18 protein-coding genes are annotated in these 20,525 nt (G+C 68.0%); 4 read left to right on the top strand and 14 right to left on the bottom strand.

What is annotated here, in order from left to right; genetic code table 11:
- Together ACWF5H_RS01205 and ACWF5H_RS01200 are read right to left on the bottom strand one after the other, a co-directional pair.
- Nucleotides 1–987, bottom strand: coding sequence for an ABC transporter ATP-binding protein (locus ACWF5H_RS01205; RefSeq protein ID WP_452034297.1), 987 nt, complete (start codon nt 985–987; stop codon nt 1–3).
- A gap of 226 nt (nt 988–1,213) precedes the next feature.
- On the bottom strand, nt 1,214–1,873 hold the full coding sequence (locus tag ACWF5H_RS01200) for a GntR family transcriptional regulator (RefSeq protein ID WP_452034296.1): 660 nt from the start codon (nt 1,871–1,873) through the stop codon (nt 1,214–1,216).
- Nucleotides 1,874–1,974: 101 nt separating this feature from the next.
- Between ACWF5H_RS01200 and ACWF5H_RS01195 the strand changes: the two genes are divergently transcribed.
- Together ACWF5H_RS01195 and ACWF5H_RS01190 are read left to right on the top strand one after the other, a co-directional pair.
- Entirely contained in the window at nt 1,975–3,288 is a 1,314-nt protein-coding gene (locus tag ACWF5H_RS01195; RefSeq protein ID WP_452034295.1) for an MFS transporter, read from the top strand.
- Nucleotides 3,289–3,311: 23 nt separating this feature from the next.
- Nucleotides 3,312–4,517: an alpha-hydroxy acid oxidase gene (locus tag ACWF5H_RS01190; protein ID WP_452034294.1), complete on the top strand. Its 1,206-nt coding sequence runs from the start codon at nt 3,312–3,314 to the stop codon at nt 4,515–4,517.
- A 65-nt stretch (nt 4,518–4,582) separates the two neighbouring features.
- Here ACWF5H_RS01190 and ACWF5H_RS01185 read toward each other — a convergent pair whose 3' ends face one another.
- Together ACWF5H_RS01185 and ACWF5H_RS01180 are read right to left on the bottom strand one after the other, a co-directional pair.
- Nucleotides 4,583–5,242: a nucleoside/nucleotide kinase family protein gene (locus tag ACWF5H_RS01185; RefSeq protein WP_452034293.1), complete on the bottom strand. Its 660-nt coding sequence runs from the start codon at nt 5,240–5,242 to the stop codon at nt 4,583–4,585.
- Nucleotides 5,239–5,490 carry a hypothetical protein gene (locus ACWF5H_RS01180; protein WP_452034292.1) on the bottom strand — a complete coding sequence of 84 codons (252 nt, stop codon included), beginning with the start codon at nt 5,488–5,490 and terminating at the stop codon, nt 5,239–5,241. The genes ACWF5H_RS01185 and ACWF5H_RS01180 overlap by 4 nt, the downstream gene beginning before the upstream one ends.
- Nucleotides 5,491–5,693: 203 nt before the next feature.
- On the opposite strand from ACWF5H_RS01180, the gene ACWF5H_RS01175 reads away from it, so the two are divergent.
- Nucleotides 5,694–6,305, top strand: a complete 612-nt coding sequence (locus ACWF5H_RS01175; protein WP_452034291.1) for a hypothetical protein — start codon at nt 5,694–5,696, stop codon at nt 6,303–6,305.
- 45 nt (nt 6,306–6,350) lie between these two features.
- Here the strand turns inward: ACWF5H_RS01175 and ACWF5H_RS01170 are convergent, their stop codons facing one another.
- The 3 genes from ACWF5H_RS01170 to ACWF5H_RS01160 form a co-directional block, all read right to left on the bottom strand.
- Nucleotides 6,351–7,169, bottom strand: a complete 819-nt coding sequence (locus tag ACWF5H_RS01170) for a class I SAM-dependent methyltransferase (protein ID WP_364648859.1) — start codon at nt 7,167–7,169, stop codon at nt 6,351–6,353.
- A gap of 129 nt (nt 7,170–7,298) precedes the next feature.
- Entirely contained in the window at nt 7,299–8,456 is a 1,158-nt protein-coding gene (locus tag ACWF5H_RS01165; protein ID WP_452035305.1) for an MFS transporter, read from the bottom strand.
- Nucleotides 8,457–8,553: 97 nt separating this feature from the next.
- Nucleotides 8,554–10,236 carry an ABC-F family ATP-binding cassette domain-containing protein gene (locus ACWF5H_RS01160; RefSeq protein ID WP_452034289.1) on the bottom strand — a complete coding sequence of 561 codons (1,683 nt, stop codon included), beginning with the start codon at nt 10,234–10,236 and terminating at the stop codon, nt 8,554–8,556.
- Between the two features lie 386 nt (nt 10,237–10,622).
- On the opposite strand from ACWF5H_RS01160, the gene ACWF5H_RS01155 reads away from it, so the two are divergent.
- Nucleotides 10,623–11,549: a ketopantoate reductase family protein gene (locus ACWF5H_RS01155; RefSeq protein ID WP_452034287.1), complete on the top strand. Its 927-nt coding sequence runs from the start codon at nt 10,623–10,625 to the stop codon at nt 11,547–11,549.
- A 27-nt stretch (nt 11,550–11,576) separates the two neighbouring features.
- Here ACWF5H_RS01155 and ACWF5H_RS01150 read toward each other — a convergent pair whose 3' ends face one another.
- The 7 genes from ACWF5H_RS01150 to ACWF5H_RS01120 form a co-directional block, all read right to left on the bottom strand.
- Nucleotides 11,577–12,692, bottom strand: a complete 1,116-nt coding sequence (locus ACWF5H_RS01150; RefSeq protein WP_452034285.1) for a zinc-binding dehydrogenase — start codon at nt 12,690–12,692, stop codon at nt 11,577–11,579.
- A 79-nt stretch (nt 12,693–12,771) separates the two neighbouring features.
- Nucleotides 12,772–15,642 (bottom strand): AAA family ATPase, encoded by a 2,871-nt coding sequence (locus ACWF5H_RS01145; protein WP_452034283.1) that lies wholly within the window; start codon nt 15,640–15,642, stop codon nt 12,772–12,774.
- Nucleotides 15,643–15,681: 39 nt separating this feature from the next.
- On the bottom strand, nt 15,682–16,506 hold the full coding sequence (locus ACWF5H_RS01140) for a fumarylacetoacetate hydrolase family protein (protein ID WP_452034281.1): 825 nt from the start codon (nt 16,504–16,506) through the stop codon (nt 15,682–15,684).
- A gap of 106 nt (nt 16,507–16,612) precedes the next feature.
- Entirely contained in the window at nt 16,613–17,608 is a 996-nt protein-coding gene (locus ACWF5H_RS01135; RefSeq protein WP_452034279.1) for a cation diffusion facilitator family transporter, read from the bottom strand.
- Nucleotides 17,605–18,087, bottom strand: a complete 483-nt coding sequence (locus ACWF5H_RS01130) for a transporter substrate-binding domain-containing protein (RefSeq protein WP_452034277.1) — start codon at nt 18,085–18,087, stop codon at nt 17,605–17,607. The genes ACWF5H_RS01135 and ACWF5H_RS01130 overlap by 4 nt, the downstream gene beginning before the upstream one ends.
- 227 nt (nt 18,088–18,314) lie before the next feature.
- Entirely contained in the window at nt 18,315–18,974 is a 660-nt protein-coding gene (locus ACWF5H_RS01125) for a response regulator (RefSeq protein WP_452034276.1), read from the bottom strand.
- On the bottom strand, nt 18,971–20,500 hold the full coding sequence (locus ACWF5H_RS01120) for a histidine kinase (protein ID WP_452034274.1): 1,530 nt from the start codon (nt 20,498–20,500) through the stop codon (nt 18,971–18,973). Before ACWF5H_RS01120 ends, ACWF5H_RS01125 begins: the two co-directional genes overlap by 4 nt.
- Nucleotides 20,501–20,525: the final 25 nt, after the last annotated feature.

The raw sequence follows: 20,525 nt of genomic DNA, 5'->3' as shown, positions 1-20,525 counted from the left end.
TCAGTTTCCTTCCTGGCTGGCGCCGGCGGCGACAGCAGCGTGCCGTCCGGACTCTGCGGGCCCGGCCTGGTCATGTACATCGGCCACCGGGCCGGAATGGTATTCGACTTCGTCCTTGGTCAGGTCCATGTAGGCCTCCTCCAGGGATGCCTGCAGCGGGGTCAGTTCGTAGACCAGGACCTGCTGGGCGAGCGCTGTTTCCGCGATGGCGCGGGCCGCGACGCCGCTGACTTCCAGCAGTTCCGGTTCGCGTGCCTCGACGCTGACGCCTTCGCCGGCCAGCGCCCGGGTGAGGACGTCGGGCCGGTCGGTGCGCACCCGCACCCGCTGGGCGCGGTTGCTGAGGATGTCGTCGATGGGCGCATCGGCGATGATCCGGCCGCGGCCGATCACGATCAGATGGTCCGCCGTCAGCGACATTTCGCTCATCAAGTGGGAGGACAGGAACACCGTCCGGCCCTCGGCCGCGAGCGCCTTGACCAGGTTGCGCACCCAGAGCACGCCTTCCGGGTCCAGCCCGTTGACCGGCTCGTCCAGGATGATGGTCTGCGGATCGCCCAGCAGCGCGGCCGCCATGCCCAGCCGCTGGCCCATGCCCAGCGAGAAGCCGCCGACGCGCTTCTTGGCCACGGCGCCGAGGCCGGTCAGCTCGATCACATCGTGCACCCGCTTGGTGGGGATGCTGTGCGTGGCGGCCATCGCCCGCAGGTGGTTGTAGGCCGTGCGGGAGGTGTGCACCGCCTTCGCGTCCAGCAGGGCGCCGACTTCGCGCAGCGGTGCGCGGTGCTTGGCGTAGTGCTTGCCATTGACCAGCACATCGCCGGAGGTGGGACGGTCCAGTCCCATGATCATCCGCATGGTGGTGGACTTGCCTGCGCCGTTCGGACCCAGGAAGCCGGTGACCCGGCCGGGCTGCACAGTGAAGGAGATGCCCTGCACTGCCGGTTTGTTTCCGTAGACCTTGACCAGGCCCTGTGCCTCGATCATCTGAACCGTCCTTTGTATGTGGGGTGGCGCCCATTCCCGGGGGCACTAGCTACGTTACGGATTGCTGGTCACCCGCACACCGCACGCAAGGATGATCTTGGCGACCGGCTGGATCATCCCTCTGGATGACGCTACGGGGTTTGGTTGTGCCCGCTCTACTGGGGGAAGCCCTGAGCTGTCCCGGACCGATCCCGGGCGCTGCTGTCTTCTGGAAGAGGTGCCGGCCCTAAGCCCAGAGGTCGCTCGGCCGTTCGAACTGACGGGCCATTGCGGAGCGGACGTTGCGCAGGTGGCTTCGCATGGCCTCGGCTGCGCCTGCGGCGTCGGCAGCGGCCACTGCCGTGTAGATGGCCTCGTGTTCAATCAGTTCCTGGTCCGCAGCCAAGTGGGCGTGAAGGCCGGGCAGCACGCGGTAGGCGCGGGAGGTTTCATCGAGGCAGCGGGCCAAAAAATCGTCGAGCCTGCGGTTCCGCGCACCCCGTGCCAGGGCGCGATGGAACGAGTAGGCGTGCTCCATGCTCGCGAGCGGCTCTGCCACGGCCTTCTCACGCTGCTTGTCTAGAAGTTCCCGCAGCTTAGTCAGCAGGTCGTGGTCTGCGTAGGCGGCGGCGCTCGCGCACGCATGCGGCTCGAGGAGCATGCGGAGGTCGAGGACCTCGGCGACGTCGTGCGAGCTCATCGTCACGACGAGGTAACCCTTCTTAGGGAGCACGGTCAGGAGGCCTTCGGTGGTGAGCAGGCGCAGCGCCTCCCGCACCGGAGTCTTGGAGACACCAAACTCCTCGGCAAGCCTGGGCTCCACGACGAGGGAACCCGGCGCCAGGTCGCCGGCGAGGATCTGACTGCGCAACGCGCCGGCAACCCTGTCGGTCATCGAGTCAGCCATGATTCCTCCGTTCGCCCAGCTTGTGAATCGTATCACAAGATGCTAGAAATATATTTCACATATTCCTGTCTCACACCATCTTCCGCCCTCCAGGAGGAACCTTGGCCAACGCCGCCGTTGCCATCAGTCCTACGAGGCTCACCCCGGGCGCCCGACGCGCGCTCCTCGCAGCGACCCTTGGAACACTGATCGAGTGGTACGACTACGCGCTGTACGGCGCGGCAGCCGGCCTCGTCATCGGACCCCTCTTCTTTGCCGGAACCGGCTCCGAGGCATCGCTGGCGGCGTTCGCCACCTTTGCGGTCGGCTTCGTGGCCCGACCGTTGGGCGGGGTGCTGATTGGGCACCTGGGTGACCGGCACGGCCGCCGGCCCGCGATGCTTCTGACGATTCTGCTCATGGGTGCCGCGACGGTGGGCATCGGCCTCCTCCCCACCGCGGCCGCTATCGGGGCTGCTGCCCCGCTCCTGCTGATCCTGTTCCGCCTCCTTCAGGGACTCGGCGCCGGTGCCGAGCTCGCGGGAGCCATGACACTCGTCGCTGAGTTCGCCCCCGCCAAGCGGCGCGGCTTCTTCACCGCCGTCGTGCTGGCAACGCCACCCGCGGGCATCGCCCTCGCCACCGTGGCCTTCCTCTGGGCCTCCTCTGCTGGCGACGCAGCGCTGCTCGATTGGGCCTGGCGCATCCCGTTCCTCGCCTCCGCCGTCCTGTTCTTCGTGGCCCTCTTCATCCGTGCCAAACTCGAGGAGACACCGGAATACCGCCAGGCGAGCGAGCACGCCGACGAGGCGCGCAAGCGCAAGCTGCCCGTGATGGAGCTCCTGCGCAAGGACCCCGTTGCCGTCCTGATCGGCTTCTTCTCCATCACCGGTCACAATGCCCTGAACTACATCATGGCGGTGTTCGCCATCGGTTTGATGGCCTCCCCTGCCGTGGGGATGAGCCGTCCCGAGGCGCTGCTCGCCGTCACGGTCGGTTCCCTCGCGGGCGTCGTGGCAACGCCCGCGGGCGGCTGGCTTGCCGACCGCTTGGGGGCCGGCCGCGTTCTTGCAATCGGCTCTGCCGCCGGCGCGTTGTTCGCGTTCCCGCTGTTCGCCGCCCTGACCAGCGGATCGGTCGCGGTGGCGACGGCCACGATTGCTGTGGGATACGGCGTCGTGATTGCCATGACGAGCGGCGCTCAAGGCGCTTTCCTGACCAATCTGTTCCCGCCGGAACGGCGTTTCTCCGGCGTCGGGCTGGCACGCGAGCTTAACGGTGCGATCGTGGCAGGCCTGAGCCCGCTTATCGCGGGCGCGCTGATCGCGGCGGCACAGGGCAGCACATGGTCGGCGGCGCTGTTCCTTGCCGCATGCTGCGCATCTTCTGTGATCGCCGTACTCTTGGCCCGCGGCCGCGGCACCACCGCCGCCTGATTCCACCCCTTGGAGGTACCCTCATGAAGCGCAAATTCCCCCGCGTGAGCGAACTTCGCCCGCTGCTGAAGTTCGAACTCCCGAGTCTGGACCGCCGGGCCGCACGGCTGGCTCACGCCGCAGATGTGTGGGACCTTCGAACGACCGCGAGGCGCCGCACCCCCACGCCCGCTTTCGACTACGTGGATGGCGCCGCCCAGCGTGAACTCACGGCGAGACGGACACGGGAGGCGTTTGACGCCGTCGAGCTCCTCCCCCGCATTTTGCACGCGACCGAGAAGGTGGACCTCTCGACGTCGATCGCCGGCGGCATTTCCTCGCTGCCGTTCGGAATAGCTCCGACCGGGTTCACGCGGTTCATGCATGCAGAAGGCGAGGACGCCGGCGCGTCCGCTGCCGCCGCGGCGGGCATCCCGTTCTCACTGTCCACCATGGGCACGCGCTCGATCGAGCAGGTAGCCGCAGCCGCTCCCGAGGGCCGGCGCTGGTTCCAGCTGTATCTGTGGAAGGACCGGCAGAAGTCGCTCGACCTGCTGCGCCGCGCGGAGGCTTCAGGCTTCGACACGCTGCTCGTCACCGTCGACACACCGGTCGCCGGTCAGCGGCTGAGGGATGCCCGCAACGGCATGGTGATTCCGCCCAGGCTGACCATCAAAACCGTGCTCGATGCCTCCTACCGGCCCGAGTGGTGGTTCAACTTCCTCACCACCGACCCGCTGACGTTCGCGTCGCTGTCCGGGACCAGCCAAGACCTTCCGACGCTGATCAACTCAATGTTCGATCCGTCGCTCTCGATGGCCGACCTTGAATGGATCCGCTCGGTGTGGGCCGGGAAACTGTTAGTCAAGGGCGTGCTGACGGCCGAGGACACACGCCGCGCGCTCGACGCCGGAGCAGACGGCCTCATCGTCTCGAACCACGGTGGGCGACAGCTTGACCGCGCGCCGGTCTCGCTCCGCGCACTGCCCGAGGTGCGGGCCGAAGCCGGGGACGGGGTGGAGATCATCCTCGACTCGGGGATCATGTCCGGGGCGGACATCGTCGCGGCGCTATGCGCCGGAGCGGACTTCACCCTTATTGGGCGCGCCTACCTTTACGGGCTCATGGCCGGCGGGCGCGAAGGCGTTGACCGCGTGATCGAACTGCTGGCGAAGGAGATCGAGGTGACGATGCAGCTTGTTGGTGCAGCGACCATCGAGGACCTGGGGCCGCACCTGCTGCGCACATGACCTGAGCCAGAGCGCATCGCCTAGATAGTCTCGGCGCCGTGCGCAGGCCCACGTACCTCTTTGAGCTAGGCAGCGCCGACGACTTCTTCCAAGGTGACGATGAGGTCTGCGTCGGCCCGGGTTGCGCGGATCAGTTGGGCGTTCCTTTCATCGACGGTTCTCACCCAGGCTTTCGCCTCCGCGGGGCTCTTGCCGAAGTCGATATGCCGCTGGATGAGGCGCTGGATGCGCTTGCCGTCGTCCTGTTCGCAGTACCAGACCTCGGTGCACTGGCCGCGCACTTTACGCCACTCGGGGCTGTCGAGGAGTAGATAGTTCCCTTCGGTCAGGATGGTGGTGGCGGACGGGAAGACGGGGATGACGCCGGCCATGGGTTGTTCGAGGGTCCGGTCGAATCCCGGCGCGTAGACCACGGCATCCCGCTCCGAACGCAGCCGTTGAAGCAGCGTGGCGTAGCCGTGCACATCGAAGGTCTCCGGTGCGCCCTTTCGATCAAGGAGACCAAGGCGGATCAGCTCCTGGTCCGAGAGGTGGAACCCGTCCATCGGGACGTGGGCGAACTCCTGGACTTCGGGTTCCGGACTGTCCTTGTTCAATTCCTTGAAGAGGCTTTCCACCAGGGTGGTCTTGCCGGCGCCTGGCGCGCCGACCACGCCGACAACAACGGGCGCCTCGTTGGAGGCTTTCCAATGCCTGACACGTGCGACCAGCTCTTCCAGGTTCATAGGGCCACCGGTGCGGCGTGCCAGTTTTGGCCGGTCGTGCCGGAGGCGAGGATGACCCGGCCCTCGCCGTCGGTCCACTGATTCCGCGAGACGGCCAGATTGTTGGACAGTCTGCGTACGACGGCAGAGGAGGAGCTTTTGTAGGTGATGGGGTCACTGTAGTTGATGGCAGCCAAGGCGTGGAAGAACGATGGGAAGCCTACCTGTCCCACCCAGCCGGATCGCGCTCCTTGCGCACCTGAGCTCATGCCGATAGCGTCTCCACACCATGAATCTGCCGCCCGCCCCCGACCCCTCCGGCGCCGCCGACTTGCCGGACAGGAGCCTCACGCGCCCGGAGAGCCGTGCCCCCTTGGTCAGCCACCCCGCGGGCGGGGAAGGCGATACCGGCACGGTAACCAGACCGTTCCGCGCGGGTGTCAGGTCGCTCCTGGCCGTACCCGAAACGGTGATGTTGATCCCGGTGGAGGCGCTCTTTCTTGGTTTTCTGGGAGCGGCGGCCCTAACGAATTCGTGGAACGAGGCCTTGGTTCCGGCCTTGTTGGCCGTGGCCGCACTGGTCCCCTCCGCGTTGGAGCGGGGCATCGAGGCCAGGTTCCCCGCGTGGTTGCACGGCTGCTATCTGGGGTTCCTGATTGCGGGACCGTTCGCCGGCACCCGGTTGGGGCTCTATGCGTTCAGGCCCGATTGGGACAAGGTCATCCATGTGTTCTCGGGGTTGCTCGTAGGGTGCGCCATCACGTTCGCCCTCGGTATCGTCGGCCGCAGGAAACACCTTGATCTTCCGCCCTTTCTGATTGTGTCCGGGGTGGTGGCCTCTGGCGGTTTCGTCGCCGGCGCATGGGAAATCGCCGAGTTCACCAGCGACGGACTCCTAGGCATGCACGCACAAAATGCCAGCCTTCAGGACACGATGACGGACATCATCTGCGGAGTTCTCGGGGCGATAGCCGTGGCGGTCGTGGTGGGAATCCACTTCCGCGGCCACCCGGTTCCCCCGATCAGTTCTTTGCTTCGAAACCGCGACTTCAGCCCCTCTGGGCCGCGTCAGGAGCGGCCTTAGCCCTTCGAGCCGTATGCTACTCGCCCACCCGTTGCTCCAGCACGCTTACCTCTTGCGGGCTGTGAACAGCAGGTATTCCCATTCCATCGTGCCGCCGCCGAGATCGTTCCGGCGAGCCAGTTCCACAAGTGCCTGATCGAGGGCCTGCACCCGGTCCGGATCCTCTGCGATGTTCCGGTATGTGTTGATCGTGGGGCCATAGCAGGCCTTGAAAAAGTCGCGGAATTCCTCAGCGGTATCGAACCTGTCGACCGTCAGCTTTTCGCGGCGGGCCACGACGTCGGTGGCCCGGTCGCCAAGCAAGTCCTCCACGTGCTGCTGGCTGCCCCAGAGGGGCGGCGGCTGCGCACCCGGGGGCGGCGGGGGTGCATAGGGCTTCATGGTCGAAAACATCTGGCCGATAAAGCCTTCCGGGGTCCAGTTGGAAAGGGCGATCGCACCTCCGCTCCGCAGCACCCGGACCAGTTCGTCGGCACTGGCTTGGTGGTTGGGAGCGAACATGATCCCCACGCAGGAGATCGCGGCGTCGAAGGAACCGTCGCTGAACGGAAGGTCCTCGGCGTCCGCCTCCTGCCAGTCCACGGAAACCCCTGCCTGTTGGGCCAATCTGCGCCCCTGCTCGAACAGTTCGGGAGTGAGATCCGCGGCGGTGACCCGCGCCCCAGCCTGCGCGGCCGGAATGGTCGCGTTGCCGGACCCAGCCGCAATATCCAGAACGCGGTCGCCCTGCTTGATGCCACTTGCCTGGACCAGGGCGGGTCCCAGCGCGGAGACCACCTCCGTGGCGACGGCGGGATAGTCGCCCAGTGCCCACATGGCCCGGTGCTTTGCCTTGATCTCCGAATTAGCCGATGGATTACTCATGACCTTGCCTCCTGCTGTTGAAGGCCCCCATTGGTGGTTCTACAAGGATCGGTGCGAGCCCGATTAATTTCCAGTGGCAGCCGTTCTTGGCGTCTGTTCGAAGCGACATCTCTGTGTGCGCGCCGCGCTCTAATTTCGCCGGTGCCGCTGCTCGCGGGCGGCGGGCGCGGTGAGCAGCGAGGCCACCATCAGGACGGCGACGGCGAGCAGGGCGTTGCGGATGCCGACGTGTTCGCCGAGGAAACCGAGGAACGGCGGGCCGGCCAGGAAGGCCACGTAGCCCAGGGTGGAGACGACCGAGACGCGCTCGGCGGCGCGGACGGGATCGTCCGCCGCCGCGGACATGCCCATCGGGAAGCCCAGGGCGGCGCCGGCTCCCCAGAGCACCGCGCCGGCGAAGGCCAGCGGCAGGTTCGGCGCGAAGACAAAGACCAGCAGGCCGGCCAGCGCGGCGCCCAGGCTGATCCGCAGCACGGCCACCCGGCCCCAGCGGTCGATGAAACGGCCGCCGGCAAAGCGCAGCAGCGTCATGGCGGCCACAAAGACGCCGAACATCACTGCGCCCAGGGCTTCGGTGGCGCCGAGCCCGACGACGGTGGCCTGCGCGATCCAGTCGTTGGCGGCACCTTCGGTCAGGGCGGCGCCGAGGACGACGACTCCGATCAGCACGGTCCGCGGTTCGCGCCAGGCGGCAAACCGCCCACGGTGAGCACTGCCGTCGTGCTCCTCATGGCGCGGCAGATGGGGCAGGAAGGCGCGCGGCACCAGCCAGGTGGCGACCGCGACGACCGCGGCCAGCACCGCCAGATGGGCGGAGAGCGAGACGCCGAGCACGGAGAGCCAAGCGCCGAGCATCGCCCCGGCGAAGGCGCCGAGGCTGAAGGCGGCATGGAACTGCGGCATGATGGTGCGCAGCAGCTTCCGCTCCACGTCGGCGCCTTCGATGTTCTGCGCCACGTCCCACCAGGCCACGCCGATGCCGTAGCAGAACAGCGCGGCGGCAGCGCCCGGAACCGTTCCGAGGGCGAGCGTCGCGGCGAGGCCTGCAGCGCTGATGGCTGCGATCAGGCCGCCGGCTCGGACGGTGTTGGCCGTGCCGATCCGGGCCGCAATGGGTCCGGCCAGCGGCAGCGAAATGACCGAGCCCAAACCGAGTGCCAGCAACAGGGCGCCAATTTGGCCGGCGCTGATGTCCAACGCTGCAGCGGCCGCGGGAATCCTAGCTGCCCAACTGGCAAAGACCAGTCCGTTCAGCGCGAAGATGGCGAAGGTGGCGTACTTCGCCATCGTCGCTTGGCGGGGCGGACCGCTGGAAGGGCGGCCGGCGGCCGTCTTGCCCGTTTGCCCTTCCGGCTCAGCGTTCCCGGACACCGCGTTCCCGGGGTCAGCGTTCCCGGACAACACGATCCTCGTCCCAGACCGGGGTGTCGCTTTCGTAGACCTTGCCATCGGACCCGAAGACCAGGAACCGGTCGAAGCTGCGCGCAAACCAGCGGTCGTGGGTCACCGCCAGCACCGTGCCCTCGAACGCGTCAATGGCCCGCTCCAGTGCCTCGGCGGAATGCAGGTCCAGGTTGTCGGTGGGCTCGTCGAGCAGCAGCAGGGTGGCGCCGGACAGTTCCAGCAGCAGGATCTGCAGCCGGGCCTGCTGGCCGCCGGAGAGCGAGTCGTACAACTGCTCCGCCTGCCGGGCCAGGCCGTAGCGGTCCAGCACGGCGGCTGCCGCTTCGCGGCCCAGGCCGGAGCGGTGGTCGTCGCCGCGGTGCAGGATGTCCACCAGGGACTTGCCCAGCAGGTCAGGCCGCACGTGGGTCTGGGCGAAGAACCCGGGCCGGATCCTGGCGCCAAGCTTGACCGTGCCGGTGTGCGGCACCTCGGCGATCTGCACCTCTGAGACCGGCAGGTGTTCCTTTTCCGGATCGGTGCCGCCGCTGGCCAGCAGGCGCAGGAAGTGGGACTTGCCGGAGCCGTTGGAGCCGAGCACGCCGACCCGGTCGCCGAACCAGATCTCGGTGCTGAACGGCTTCATCAGCCCGGAGAGCTCCAGCTTGCTGGCCACCACCGCCCGTTTGGCCGTGCGCCCGCCCTTGAGCCGCATCTGCACGTTCTGCTCGATCGGCACCGCCTCGGGCGGACCCGCCTCGAGGAACTTTTGCAGCCGGGTGGTTGCGGCGTGGTAGCGGTTGGCCATGTCCGAGCGGAAGGCCGCCTTGTTCTTGTACATGTTCACCAGCTCTTTGAGCTTGGCGTGCTCCTCGTCCCAGCGTTTGCGCAGCTCCTCGAAGCGGGCGTTCCGGTCGTCGCGGGCCTGCAGGTAGCTTTCGAAGCCGCCGCCGTGGACCCAGGCGGTGGCACCGAGGGCGCCCGGCTCCAGGGTGACGATCCGGGTGGCCGCGTTGGCCAGCAGCTCACGGTCGTGGCTGACGAACAGCACCGACTTCCGCGACTCGCGCAGCTTCTCCTCCAGCCAGCGCTTGCCGGGAACGTCCAGGTAGTTGTCCGGCTCGTCCAGCAGCAGCAGTTCGTCCGGTCCGGAGAAGAGTGCCTCCAGCACCAGGCGCTTCTGCTCGCCGCCGGACAGGGTGGATGCGTTGCGGTACTGTGCCCGGTCGAAGGGCACGCCCAGCGAGGCCATCGTGACCTCGTCCCAGACCGTCTCCTGCTCGTAGCCGCCGGCATCGCCCCAGTCCGCGATCGCCTGGGCGTAGCGCATCTGGGTGGGCTCGTCGTCGTGTTCCATCATGGCCAGCTCCGCCTCGTCCACGGCGCGCGCGGCGGCGGCCAGGGCCGGCGGCGCGGCGCCGACCAGCAGGTCCCGGACGGTGGTCTGGTCACGGACCTGGCCGACAAACTGGCGCATGATGCCCATGCTGCCCGAGCGGGCCACGGCGCCGTCGTCCGGGGAAACGTCCCCTGCGATGATCCGCAGCAGGGTGGTCTTGCCGGTTCCGTTGGGTCCGATCAGGGCCGTTTTGGCGCCGTCGCCGACCTTGAAGCCGACGCCGTTGAGCAACTGGCGGCCGTCGGAGAGGAAATAGTCAATGTTGGAGACGTCGAGATGGGCCACTGAACCAGTCTGTCATGGCCCGGGCATACGAAATGGCTCAAAGTCAGGCCTCCCCATTAGCCAACTCACTTCGAGCCATTTCGTGTGCGGTATCTGGATCCACCGCCCGAAGGCAGGTCCCCCAACTCGGATCCCAATACCGCCGCCTCCGGTTGGTCTCCCGTCCGGTTGCTGACACCTTCAATCATGGTCGAGGACCCGCGCGGATTCCAGATCAATCCACCCTAGTTAGAAAACCCTAGGGTGCTGCGGTCCTTACCGGAGCGCCGCCGGCAGCAGGCGAGGTCTTGGGCGAGGTTTTGCGAGGAAGCGGCACGGCAGCATGTGCGCCACAATGGTCACGAACCCTGATCGGCATCGTCAGCGCGCATCACGCAAGGAGCCCCATGAGAATCCTGATTGCCGGAACCGGAGCGACCGGCGGCAGCTTCGGCGCCCGCCTCATCGAAGCCGGACGTGAGGTGACTTTCCTCGTCCGCCCGCGCCGCGCGGAACAACTCGCACGCGATGGCCTGACCCTGGATGCGCCAGACGGCCGCCGCACTCTGCAGGCGAAGACAGCCACGGCGATCGCACCCGGCGACCACTACGACCTGCTCATCGTTGCCGTCAAGGCTCCCGCCCTGGCCGACGTGCTCAACACCGCGGCCCCCGCTATTGGACCGGCGACGATGATCCTGCCGATGCTCAACGGCATGGACCACCTCGATGCCCTTCAGGCGGCATACCCCGGCCAGGTCCTGGGCGGCCTCGTTAAGATCGTCGCAACCCTCGACGAGGTGGGCACGGTCCTGCAGATGACCCCGCTGTGCACAATGACGGTCGGCACCCTTGACGGTTCGACGTTGAAGGCAGAGATTCCACAGGCGCTCGACGTTCCCGGCATCGAGCTCACCGTTGATGATGACGTGCTGACGCGACTGTGGGAGAAATGGGCATTCATCGCTTCCGCCGGCGTCATCACCTGCCTCTTCCGCGGCACTATCGGGGATATCCTCGCCGCCGGCGGCGAGGAGCACATCCTCCGGGCCATCGCCGAGACGGAAGAGGTCGCCCGGAGCGCCGGCCACGCCGTCAGCGCCGCAGGCCACGCCCAAAGCATTGGTCTGCTCACCGAAGCGGGCTCGTCTTTCACGTCGTCGCTCTATCGGGACCTCCAGCACGGTGACCCGGTGGAGGCCGAGCACATTCTGGGAGGCCTCGCCGCCCGCGCTAGGAAGCTCCGGGTCGCAACACCTTTGCTCGACGCTACGCTGCTCCAACTGCGCACCCACCACCGCGCCTTGGAGCGGACTATGCAGTCACCTCAATGAGGGAAGGCGTTCGGCTGCCTTCCGCTCTCAGGCCTTGAAGAGCATCCGGACAACCTGCCCTTGCGCCAGGGCTTCGAGGCCTTCGTTGATCTGGTCCAGCGGGTAGGTGTCCGTGTGCAGCAGTTCGACGGGAAGCCGGCCCTCGCGCCAGTACCCGAGGTAGCGGGGAATGTCGCGCCTCGGAATCGCGTCGCCCATGTAGGAGCCGAGGAGGCGCTTGCCCATGCCGGCGAATTGCAGGGCCGGCACGCTGAGTTCCTGCGAGGGGTGGGGGAGGCCGACGGCGACGACGGCGCCTCCCCGATTGGTGACTTCCAGGCAGCCGGCCAGCACGCGGGCGGAGCCGGCGGCTTCGATGGCAATGTCGACCCCGCCGCCAGCCGCCTTTGCTGCCAGCGCGGCGGCTTCTTCCGGCGTCCCCGCCGCGGTAGCACCGGCCTCCAATGCCACGGCATGCTTGGCAGTATTTGGATCGATCGCAATGACATCCGCGGCCCCTGAAATCCTGGCTGCCATGACCGATGCCAGTCCCACGGCCCCCAGCCCAAAAACTGCCACCGTCTGCCCGGCTTCTACCTGCGCCGTGTTGATCACCGCGCCCATGCCGGTCAGGACGGCACACCCGAACATGGCCGCCACCTCGTCCGGGATGTCCTCCTCGACCACCACCACCGACTCCCGCGCGACCACCGCGTGATCCGAGAACGCAGAGACGCCCAGGTGGTGGTTGATCCTGCCGCCGTCGGCAGAACGCAGCAGCGCCTGGCCGTGCAGCAGGTCGCCGCTGCCGTTCGCCTCGGCGGCGCGGTCGCACAGGGCTGGCCGGCCGGCCAGACAGGTGCGGCACTGCCCGCAACTGGGAACGAAAACCAACACCACATGGTCGCCGATCCGCACGTCGTCCACGCCTTCCCCGAGGCTGGCGATGCGGCCAACGGCTTCATGCCCAAGTGCCATCGGCAAGGGGCGCGCCCGGCTGCCGTCGACCACGGAAAGGTCCGAGTGGCAGAGGCTGGAATAGGTGATGTCGACGCCGACCTCGCCGCGCCTTGGCATCGGCGTGTCCAGATCTTCGATGACCAGCGGCCTGGATTCGCTGTACGGACGGGGCAGGCCCGCCTCGTGCAGTACGGAAACTCGCATGTGCCCTCCTTGAGCTGGTGGTTGTCTGGTGGCGTTGTCGGTTGCGCGTCCCGCCGGCCACTTGTCGGCTGGGCTGTACTTAGTCCTGCGGGTCCATCACGGTGGGCAGGGCCTTGCGTGAGCTGATTTCCAGCTTCGCGAAGGAGCGGGACAGGTGCCACTCCACAGCCTTGATGGTGATGAACAGTTCGGCGGCGATCTTGCGGTTGGTGAGTCCTTTAGCCGCCAGCGCGCAGACCCGGTACTCGGCCGGCGTCAGCCGGTCCGCCTTGTTCTCCGCGATCAGCGGCAGGTGGGAGTCCTGCTGGGCCAGCAGGCGCGTCATGCGGCGCGATACCGCGGCGGCGCCGATCCGGTTGGCCAGCACCAAGGACTTCCGCGCGGCGGCCAGCGCCTCGGTGCGGAACACCTGCAGGTCGTCGGCCTGTGCGGACTGCAGGCAGGTCTCCGCCAGATCCGCCAAGGCAAGCGCCAGCTGGTACCGGCCTTCGTGCGCCTCCAGCAGCGCGATGGCCTCCCGCAGCATGACCACGGCGGTCCGGCCGGGCTGGGCCAGCGCGGCGAGCCGCAGTACCGTGCCGATCAGCCGGGGAGCGCCGAAGGACCGGACCTCCTGCAGCAGCTCGGCGGCCACCGCGGCGGCGTATTCGGTCTGCCCGGCGCGCGCGGCGGATTCGATGGTGCTGCGCGTCCACAGACTCAACGTGGGACCCAGGCCTGCGTCAAGGTCCATCGCCGCGGAGAAGAACTCCAGGGCCTCCTGGTGCTCACCATGCCCGGCGGTCACCACTCCGTACAGCTGCAGGGCCATGGCCTGTACCAGCGGCACGCGTTCTTCCTCCAGCGGCACCCTCTTCAACAGGGCGTCGGCGGCGGCCAGATCGTCCCGGGCAATGTAGATCTCGGCCAGCGTCACGCAGGCCACTTCCAGGTACGTTCGCCAGCCGGCATCCGCCGCCTGCATGGCGGTTTCCAGGTCCATTTGGGCCAGCCGCAGCCGTCCCCGGTTGAGGTGGATGGCTCCGCGACAGTAGCTCAGCGTGGCGTTGGCCATCGGCGACGAATTGGCCCGTGCCTCGGCGATTGCCGCATCCAGCAGCTCCAACGCGGCGGCATCCTGTTCCGAGCCGTTGAGTGCACCCGTTGCATAGTTGATGATGTTGGATTCCGCGCCGACCTCCGCGAGGAGCTTTCCGCCGGCATAACCGCGCAGCGCCAGTTCACCGCTGCGCTTGGCATCCGCTCCGGTCACGCTCAGCCGCAGGGCCTCCTGGATGAGCAGCATGCGGTCGCTGGGGCCGTCCTCGGCCGGGTCCTGGGCCAGGATGTCCGCCAATTCCTGGCCGAATTGCGACGCAAACTGCAACTGCTGGAAGCCCGCCCCGGTAGCCTGCGCAATGACGCGGCGCCGCAACTCGGTGTCCGGTTCGGCGTCCTTCCCCAGTTCCTCCAGCGCCTGGCTGTAGCAGCGCGAACTTTCCTCCACCCGGTTGATGGCGTACTGGGCCTCGGCAAAATCCATCAACAGCTCTACCCGGGCCCGCGTTCCCTCGGTCATCGCCAGTGCCCGGCGCCCGAACTCCGCGGCTTCTTTGATCCGGTCGGCCGCCTGGTAGGCCAGCGCGGCTTCAATCAGGACTCTCCGCTGCAGTTCGGCGGGCAGCCGGTCTTCGGCCATCGCCCGCCCGACCAACCGGACAGCGAGTTCCCAGGAGCCGGAGCGGCGGGCGCCGCCGGCGGCATCAAGCAGGATTTCGGCCGCAGCGGGATCAGCGCCTGGCGAGGTGGCCAGCAAATGTCCCGCCACTACGGCTGCCTCGCTCCCGTGTGCCCTCAACGTGGCGGCCGCCAGGCCGTGCAGCTCGGCCCGGCGTTCCGGCTCCAGTGAGGCGAGCACTGCCTCGGCCACCAGCGCATGCTGGATCCGCGGCCGGGGGCGCACCGAACTCAGAAAACGCGCCGCGGCCAGCCGTTTCAGTACCGGGGCGACGGCGTCGGTGGGCAGCCCGGTCATCCGCGCCAGAAGCTGCTGGCTGGCGTCCTCCCCCAGCACGACGACGGCGTCCAGCACCATCCGCTCCTCCGCCGAGAGCCCGCCGAGGCGGTCTTCCAACACAGCTGCCTCGGCGCTGGCCCTGCCGGTACCAACTTCCAGGCCGCGCTCCAGGATCTCCTGGACGTAGAACGGCATTCCTCCCGCCGCCGCATGGATGCGTGCCGCCTCCGCGGGATCCAGCGCGGGCATCCGATGGGCAGCCCATTCCGCCACCGCCCGGTGGTCCAGCGGTTCCAACGGCCAGTGCACCCGCCCGTCGGGGCGGGTGGCGCCGGGACCGGTGGTGGCGGGGCGAGGCGCACCGCGCCGGGCGCCGCCGTCGTGCCCATCCAGCAGCAGAGCGTCCGTCCGGATTCCGTCACCGCGTTCGGCGCCCTGGCCGGTGCGCACCCCGCGCACGATCAGCAGCGGGGCGCCGGTCAGCAGCACCCCCATGTCCGAGAGCGACTGCAGCGAGAGTTCATCCAGCCACTGCGCGTCGTCCACCAAGGCGATCACCGGGGCCTCCTGAGCCAGCGAGCGCAAAACCCAGGACGCGGAATAGGTCAGCGCATCCTTGTGCAGCGGACCGCCGGCGGAGGTCAGGAACGAGTGCAGCACCCTGCCCTGCCCGTCGAACGGCGGACCGTGGTCCGGCATCTGCTGGGCCAGCGGCGCGAACCACTGCCAGAACATGGAACCGGGCAGTGACCGGCGGGCGGCGCCGGCGGCGCGCAGCAGCTTCCAGCCGCGCGCGGAGGCATCCGCGCACAGCGTTTCCAGCATCGTGGTTTTGCCGATTCCGGACGGACCGCTGACCGTCAGTTCAATGCTGTGGCCGGCTTCCACAGCTGTGGCGAGGTCGCGCCATTGCGCCACCTCATCCTCACGCCCGTACAGCCGGGTTTGTGTCACGCTTTGATCCTAAGCCGCGGCTCCGGCAAATGCGACGTTTCAGCTATGTTCTTCGGGCACGCAGTGGTTGCGCAGCTCGCCGATCCCCTCGATCCGGGTGACCATTTCCGCACCGGCGGGGATCCATTCGCGCGGCTTCCGGGCCAGTCCCACGCCGGCGGGCGTCCCGGTGGCCAGCAGATCGCCGGGCTCCAGGGTCATGAACTCGCTGACATAGGAAACCAGCTTGGCGCAGGAGAAAATCAGGTCCGAGGTGTTGCCCGACTGCTTGGTGACGCCGTCCAGTTCGCATTCCACCGCCAGTCCGGCTTCCGGATCCAGCTCATCCGCGGTGACGACGACGGGGCCCACCGGCGTCATCCGGTCCCAGTTCTTGCCCTGGAACCACTCCGAGGTGCGGCCCTGCCAGTCGCGTACAGAGACGTCGTTCATCACCGTGTAGCCGGCGATCGCCGCGCGGGCGCCGGCCTCGTCGGCCTGCCGGACCCGGGAACCGATCACCACGGTCAGTTCGGCCTCCCAGTCGATCTTGCTGCTGGCGGCCGGCAGCACCACATCGTCGGCCGGGCCAACCAGCGCGTTGGCGTACTTGGTGAAGATGGTGGGGTACTTCGGGACGTCCTGCCCCACTTCTTCGGCATGCGCGTAGTAGTTCAGGCCCGCGCACAGGATTTTGCCCGGGCGCAGGATCGGCATCTCCAGCTCCGAATGCTGGGGCGCCGCGCCCGGTTCGCCGGCGAGGGTGCGCCAGTCGTCGCGCTGCAGCAGCTCGCCCACGTCCTTGGCCGGCAGGTAGACCGTGCTCCCGCCGTCCTGCCGGAAGGCCTGCGTGGTGCCGTTCCGCCGTACTGTTCCCAGACGCATCTGTACCTCCTCGCGGCAGCCGTGCACCGCCGTCGTTAGCTCTTGGCAGCAAGGAAGCCGCCCCTTTGCACGATATACGGTGCAGCGGGCCCACCCCACCGCAAGGTCAAAGGTTTCGCTCGGACTGGCGCTCCGACGCTCCGCCCGCTTCCTCGGGCAGTTCTGAGACCGGCACCAGGACAATGTCCTGGATCATCCAGTGCAGGTCGATGCAACCGTCCCGGGCGTCTTCGAGGACCTTGACCGACGGGAGGTGGCCGTCGCGGGGAACGACGAAAGCTTCAGCGTGCAGCACGTGGCCCTGGTCCCGGACGCGGGCGCCGGATTCTTCAACCCATTCCAACTGGCGAAGGTAATCCTCGATGCGCTCGATCAGCGGATGGGGCTCCGCGTCATCGTAAGTGGTGGCCCGGGTGTCCATCAGGTCGGTGACGGAACCGCGCATGTTCTTGTATCCGTCGCGAAGGATGCCGCCGGCGATGAACAGTGCCGCAGCGGCATCGGCCCACCACAAACCGATCCCGATCCCGGCGACCCCGACGATGGAGCCGACCGCTGTCATCCAGTCCGCCTTGTTCATGTCCGCATCGGCATACAGGACCTTGTCGTGCAGTTGCTCGGCGAGTTTTTCCTTGGCGCGGCCGAGCAGTACCGGCGGCACGGCTGTCACTGCCATCACGGCCATCATGAGCCAGCCGAGCCAGATGGTGTGGCCCAACAATTGGACCGAGCCGATCGGCGGGTGCTCCCCTTTCAGCAGGCCGATGCCGGAATCGATCACCAGGAAGGCGCCCATGGTGCACAGAGCCACCGCTGCGACTAAGTGTGCGATCCCGGTCGACCGGTGGTAGCCATAGGGGAACTTTTGGGTGGGCGGCCTGTTGATGATCTTCATTGCCAGCAGGAACGCAATGGGTGGCGCGAAGGAGAGCATGTCTTCAATCCAGGCCGCCTTCATCGCCTGCGAATTGCCCATCACCAGAAAGACCAGAGTGACCGAGACGGCCAGGACGGCGAGGGTAATCCACTGGAGTTTGATGGCGCGCCGCAGGGCGTTTTCCTGTTGGTCGGGCAACTCGGTGCGGCCAAACCTGGTGTTCATCCCTGTTCCTTCCGGTCGAGAAGAAACTTTTCCAGCTCTTGCAGGAAGGCGTTTTCGCCCATCCGGGCAGCCATGACGTATTCCTCCTTGTCTCCGTCGGGGGCCCGGCCCTCGGCGTACGGCTGGGTCAGGGCGGCCTTGTCCGACCACGGCGACTTCTTCGTAAGACCGCCGATGACCAGGTCAAGTTCGCCGCGTTCCAGTTGCCCCATCAGCGACTCCTCGCCGGCGGCTGTCCACTCGATCGTTGCTCCGCGGCCGGCGGCGAATTGCCGTACCAGGTCTGCCTCCCGGCCCGCGGGGTCCTGCCCCGTGTGGACTGCCGTCCAAGGCGGGTTGTGCGAGACGCCCACTCTGAGGGTCCCGTTGCTGATCCGGTCCAGCGTTCCTTCCGGATCCGCAGGCAGCTGTAGGCCACAGGAACACATCAGCAGCATGACCAGCACCGCCAAGGCCGCCTTCGAAAAATTGTTCAGCATACTTAGCACCATAGCCAAGTTGTGGATTCTTGCCGGGCGTACCGAGGCTTCGCTCGGGACCGTCCGACGGCGGTGCGCCCACGACGCGTTGATTTCGTTGGGAACGACTCGCCGGACGGGCGGCGAGGCGGCCTGGGTGTTCGCGAAGGGCGATCACCCGCGGCGGGCGGACCGCCGGGGGCCGGATCACTGCCTGGCGGCGGCGGGACTGACCGGCAGCCGCCGCTTCACGGCGTTCGGATGATCCGCCGTTTCCCTGCCTCGGCGATCGCGGCCGTCCGGTTCTCCACGCCGAGCTTCGCGTAGATGTGGACCAGGTGGGTCTTGACCGTTGCCTCGGAGATGAACAACTGCCGGGCAATGGCGCGGTTGCCCATCCCGGTGGCCAGCAGCTCCAGCAGTTCCACCTCGCGCGCGCTCAGGGCCGGCTGCGGGCTGCGGATCCTACCCATCAGGCGGGCGGCAACCTCCGGCGCCAGCGCGGTGCGGCCGGCCGCGGCCGCCAGCACCGCCTCGCGGATCTGCTCCGGCGGGGCGTCCTTGAGCATGTAGCCGCTGGCGCCGGCCTCCACCGCCGCCAGGATGTCCGCGTCGGTGTCATAGGTGGTCAGGATCAGCACCGGCGGCACCGTCTTCCCCTCGGCGGCGCGCCCAGCGATCCGGGCCGTGGCGGCCACGCCGTCCATCCCGGTTCCCATTTGCAGGTCCATCAGGACCAGATCCACCGGTTCGCGCAGGGCGTCCAGCCGGTCCAGTTCGCGCAGGGCGGCCGCGCCGTCCGACGCCTCGGCGGAAACCGAGATGCCGTCGAAGTCCGCCAGCATGGCGCGAAGGCCGGCGCGGACCACCGGATGGTCATCCACCAGCAGGACACTGATCCCGTTCACGGCCGCTCCTCCCGGCCTGAGACGGGCAGCGGCAGGCGGACAGCCACCACGGTGCCCTCCCCCGGGGCCGATTCAACCGCCATTGTCCCGCCGAGCGCGGCGGCACGCTCCGCGAGCGAGCGCAGCCCGAACCCGGTGCCGTCCTCCCGCGGACCGGCGGCCGAGGGGTCGAAGCCGGCCCCGTCGTCGTAAATATCCACGGTGACCGCGTCCGCCAAAAAACCCAAAGTAACGACGGCGGTGCTGGCCCCCGCGTGTTCCAGCACGTTGGCCAAGCTCGCCTGGCAGGCCCGCAGCAGCAGCACCTCGCAGGCCGACGGCAGCGGGACCGGCCCGCCGTCCAGCGCAAAGCGGCAGCGCAGCGGGCGGCCGGACCCGGCGGCCTGGCTTTCCGTCGCCGCGCACAACCGCTGCAGGCTGGGCACCAGCGCGCTGGCAATACCGCCGGGCTGCGGGCTGGGTTGCGGGTTGGGTTGCGCGCCGGGTTGAGTGTCGGGACGCGCGTCGGGTCGAGTGTCGGGCTGCGGGCCGGGCTGCGCGTCGAGCTCCGGGCCGGGTTGCAGGCCGGGCTGGGCGTCGGAACGGACGTCGAGCTGCTGGGGGTCGAGCTGGGGAGAGGACAGGCCACGGACAAACCGCCGGGCCTCCGCCAGGTTGTCGGCCGCGGTGGACTGCACCAGCCGGATCCGTTCCGCCGCGGTCTCCGGCTGCCCCGCGTCCAGCGCGCTGGCGGCACCGCGGGACAGCAGCACAATGCTGGAGAGGCCCTGGGCCAGCGTGTCGTGGATTTCGCTGGCCAGCCGGCCGCGCTCGGCCAGCACGCCGGCTTCATGCTGGGACCTGGCCAGTTCCGCGCGGGTCCGGTGCAGTTCCGCCAGGGCCAGGCGCTGGTTCCGCGCATCCAGATAGAGCGCCCGGTAGGCCATGCCCATGAACACCGCGAAGACCGCCCCGACCATCGGTCCAATCAGCATGGCCGCTTCCAGACTGCCGGCGTGCCACCACTGGGAGGCGATCACCAGGCCGGTGAGGACGGCGACGGCGACCACGGCATGTGCGGTGCGCAGGATGTGCAGGTGGAGGAAAAAGAGCGGGAAGGCCAGCCAGACGAAGTTCCCGCTCAGCAGCACCAGGCAGGCCCACAGCAGCGTGACCAAGGCCAGCCACCACGGGGCATAACGCTCGAGGTCCCGGCCGGTTCCTGCAGCGCTGCGGCGTTTCTCCCAGACCGTGCCGGCCACGTACACCCCCGCCAGCAGCACGCCCAGGGCGGCGGCCAGATAACTCGCCGGACTGGCCGGATCGGCGGCCAGCGTCGCGACGATCGCGATGCCGAGCAGGCCGGCAAAGCCAACGTGCAGGCCCACGCGCAGGATCCGGAGTACCAGTTGGCCGGCTGGGGCGGCTTCCTCCCGCAGCGCCTCCGCTGCGGTCGCCTCCGCCGTGGTGGCCTCCGCCGTTCCGGTGCGGCCGTTCCCGTTCCGCGCTGCGCCGGTTCGGTCTTGCGGACGGGGCTGGGCAGGCATGGTCCTCAGCGTACCGAGGTTCAAA

It is taken from the genome of Arthrobacter sp. NPDC055138 (assembly GCF_053607305.1).
The sequence above is the reverse complement of the archived record's forward strand: the minus strand, read 5'-3'. Positions and strand labels throughout refer to the sequence as shown.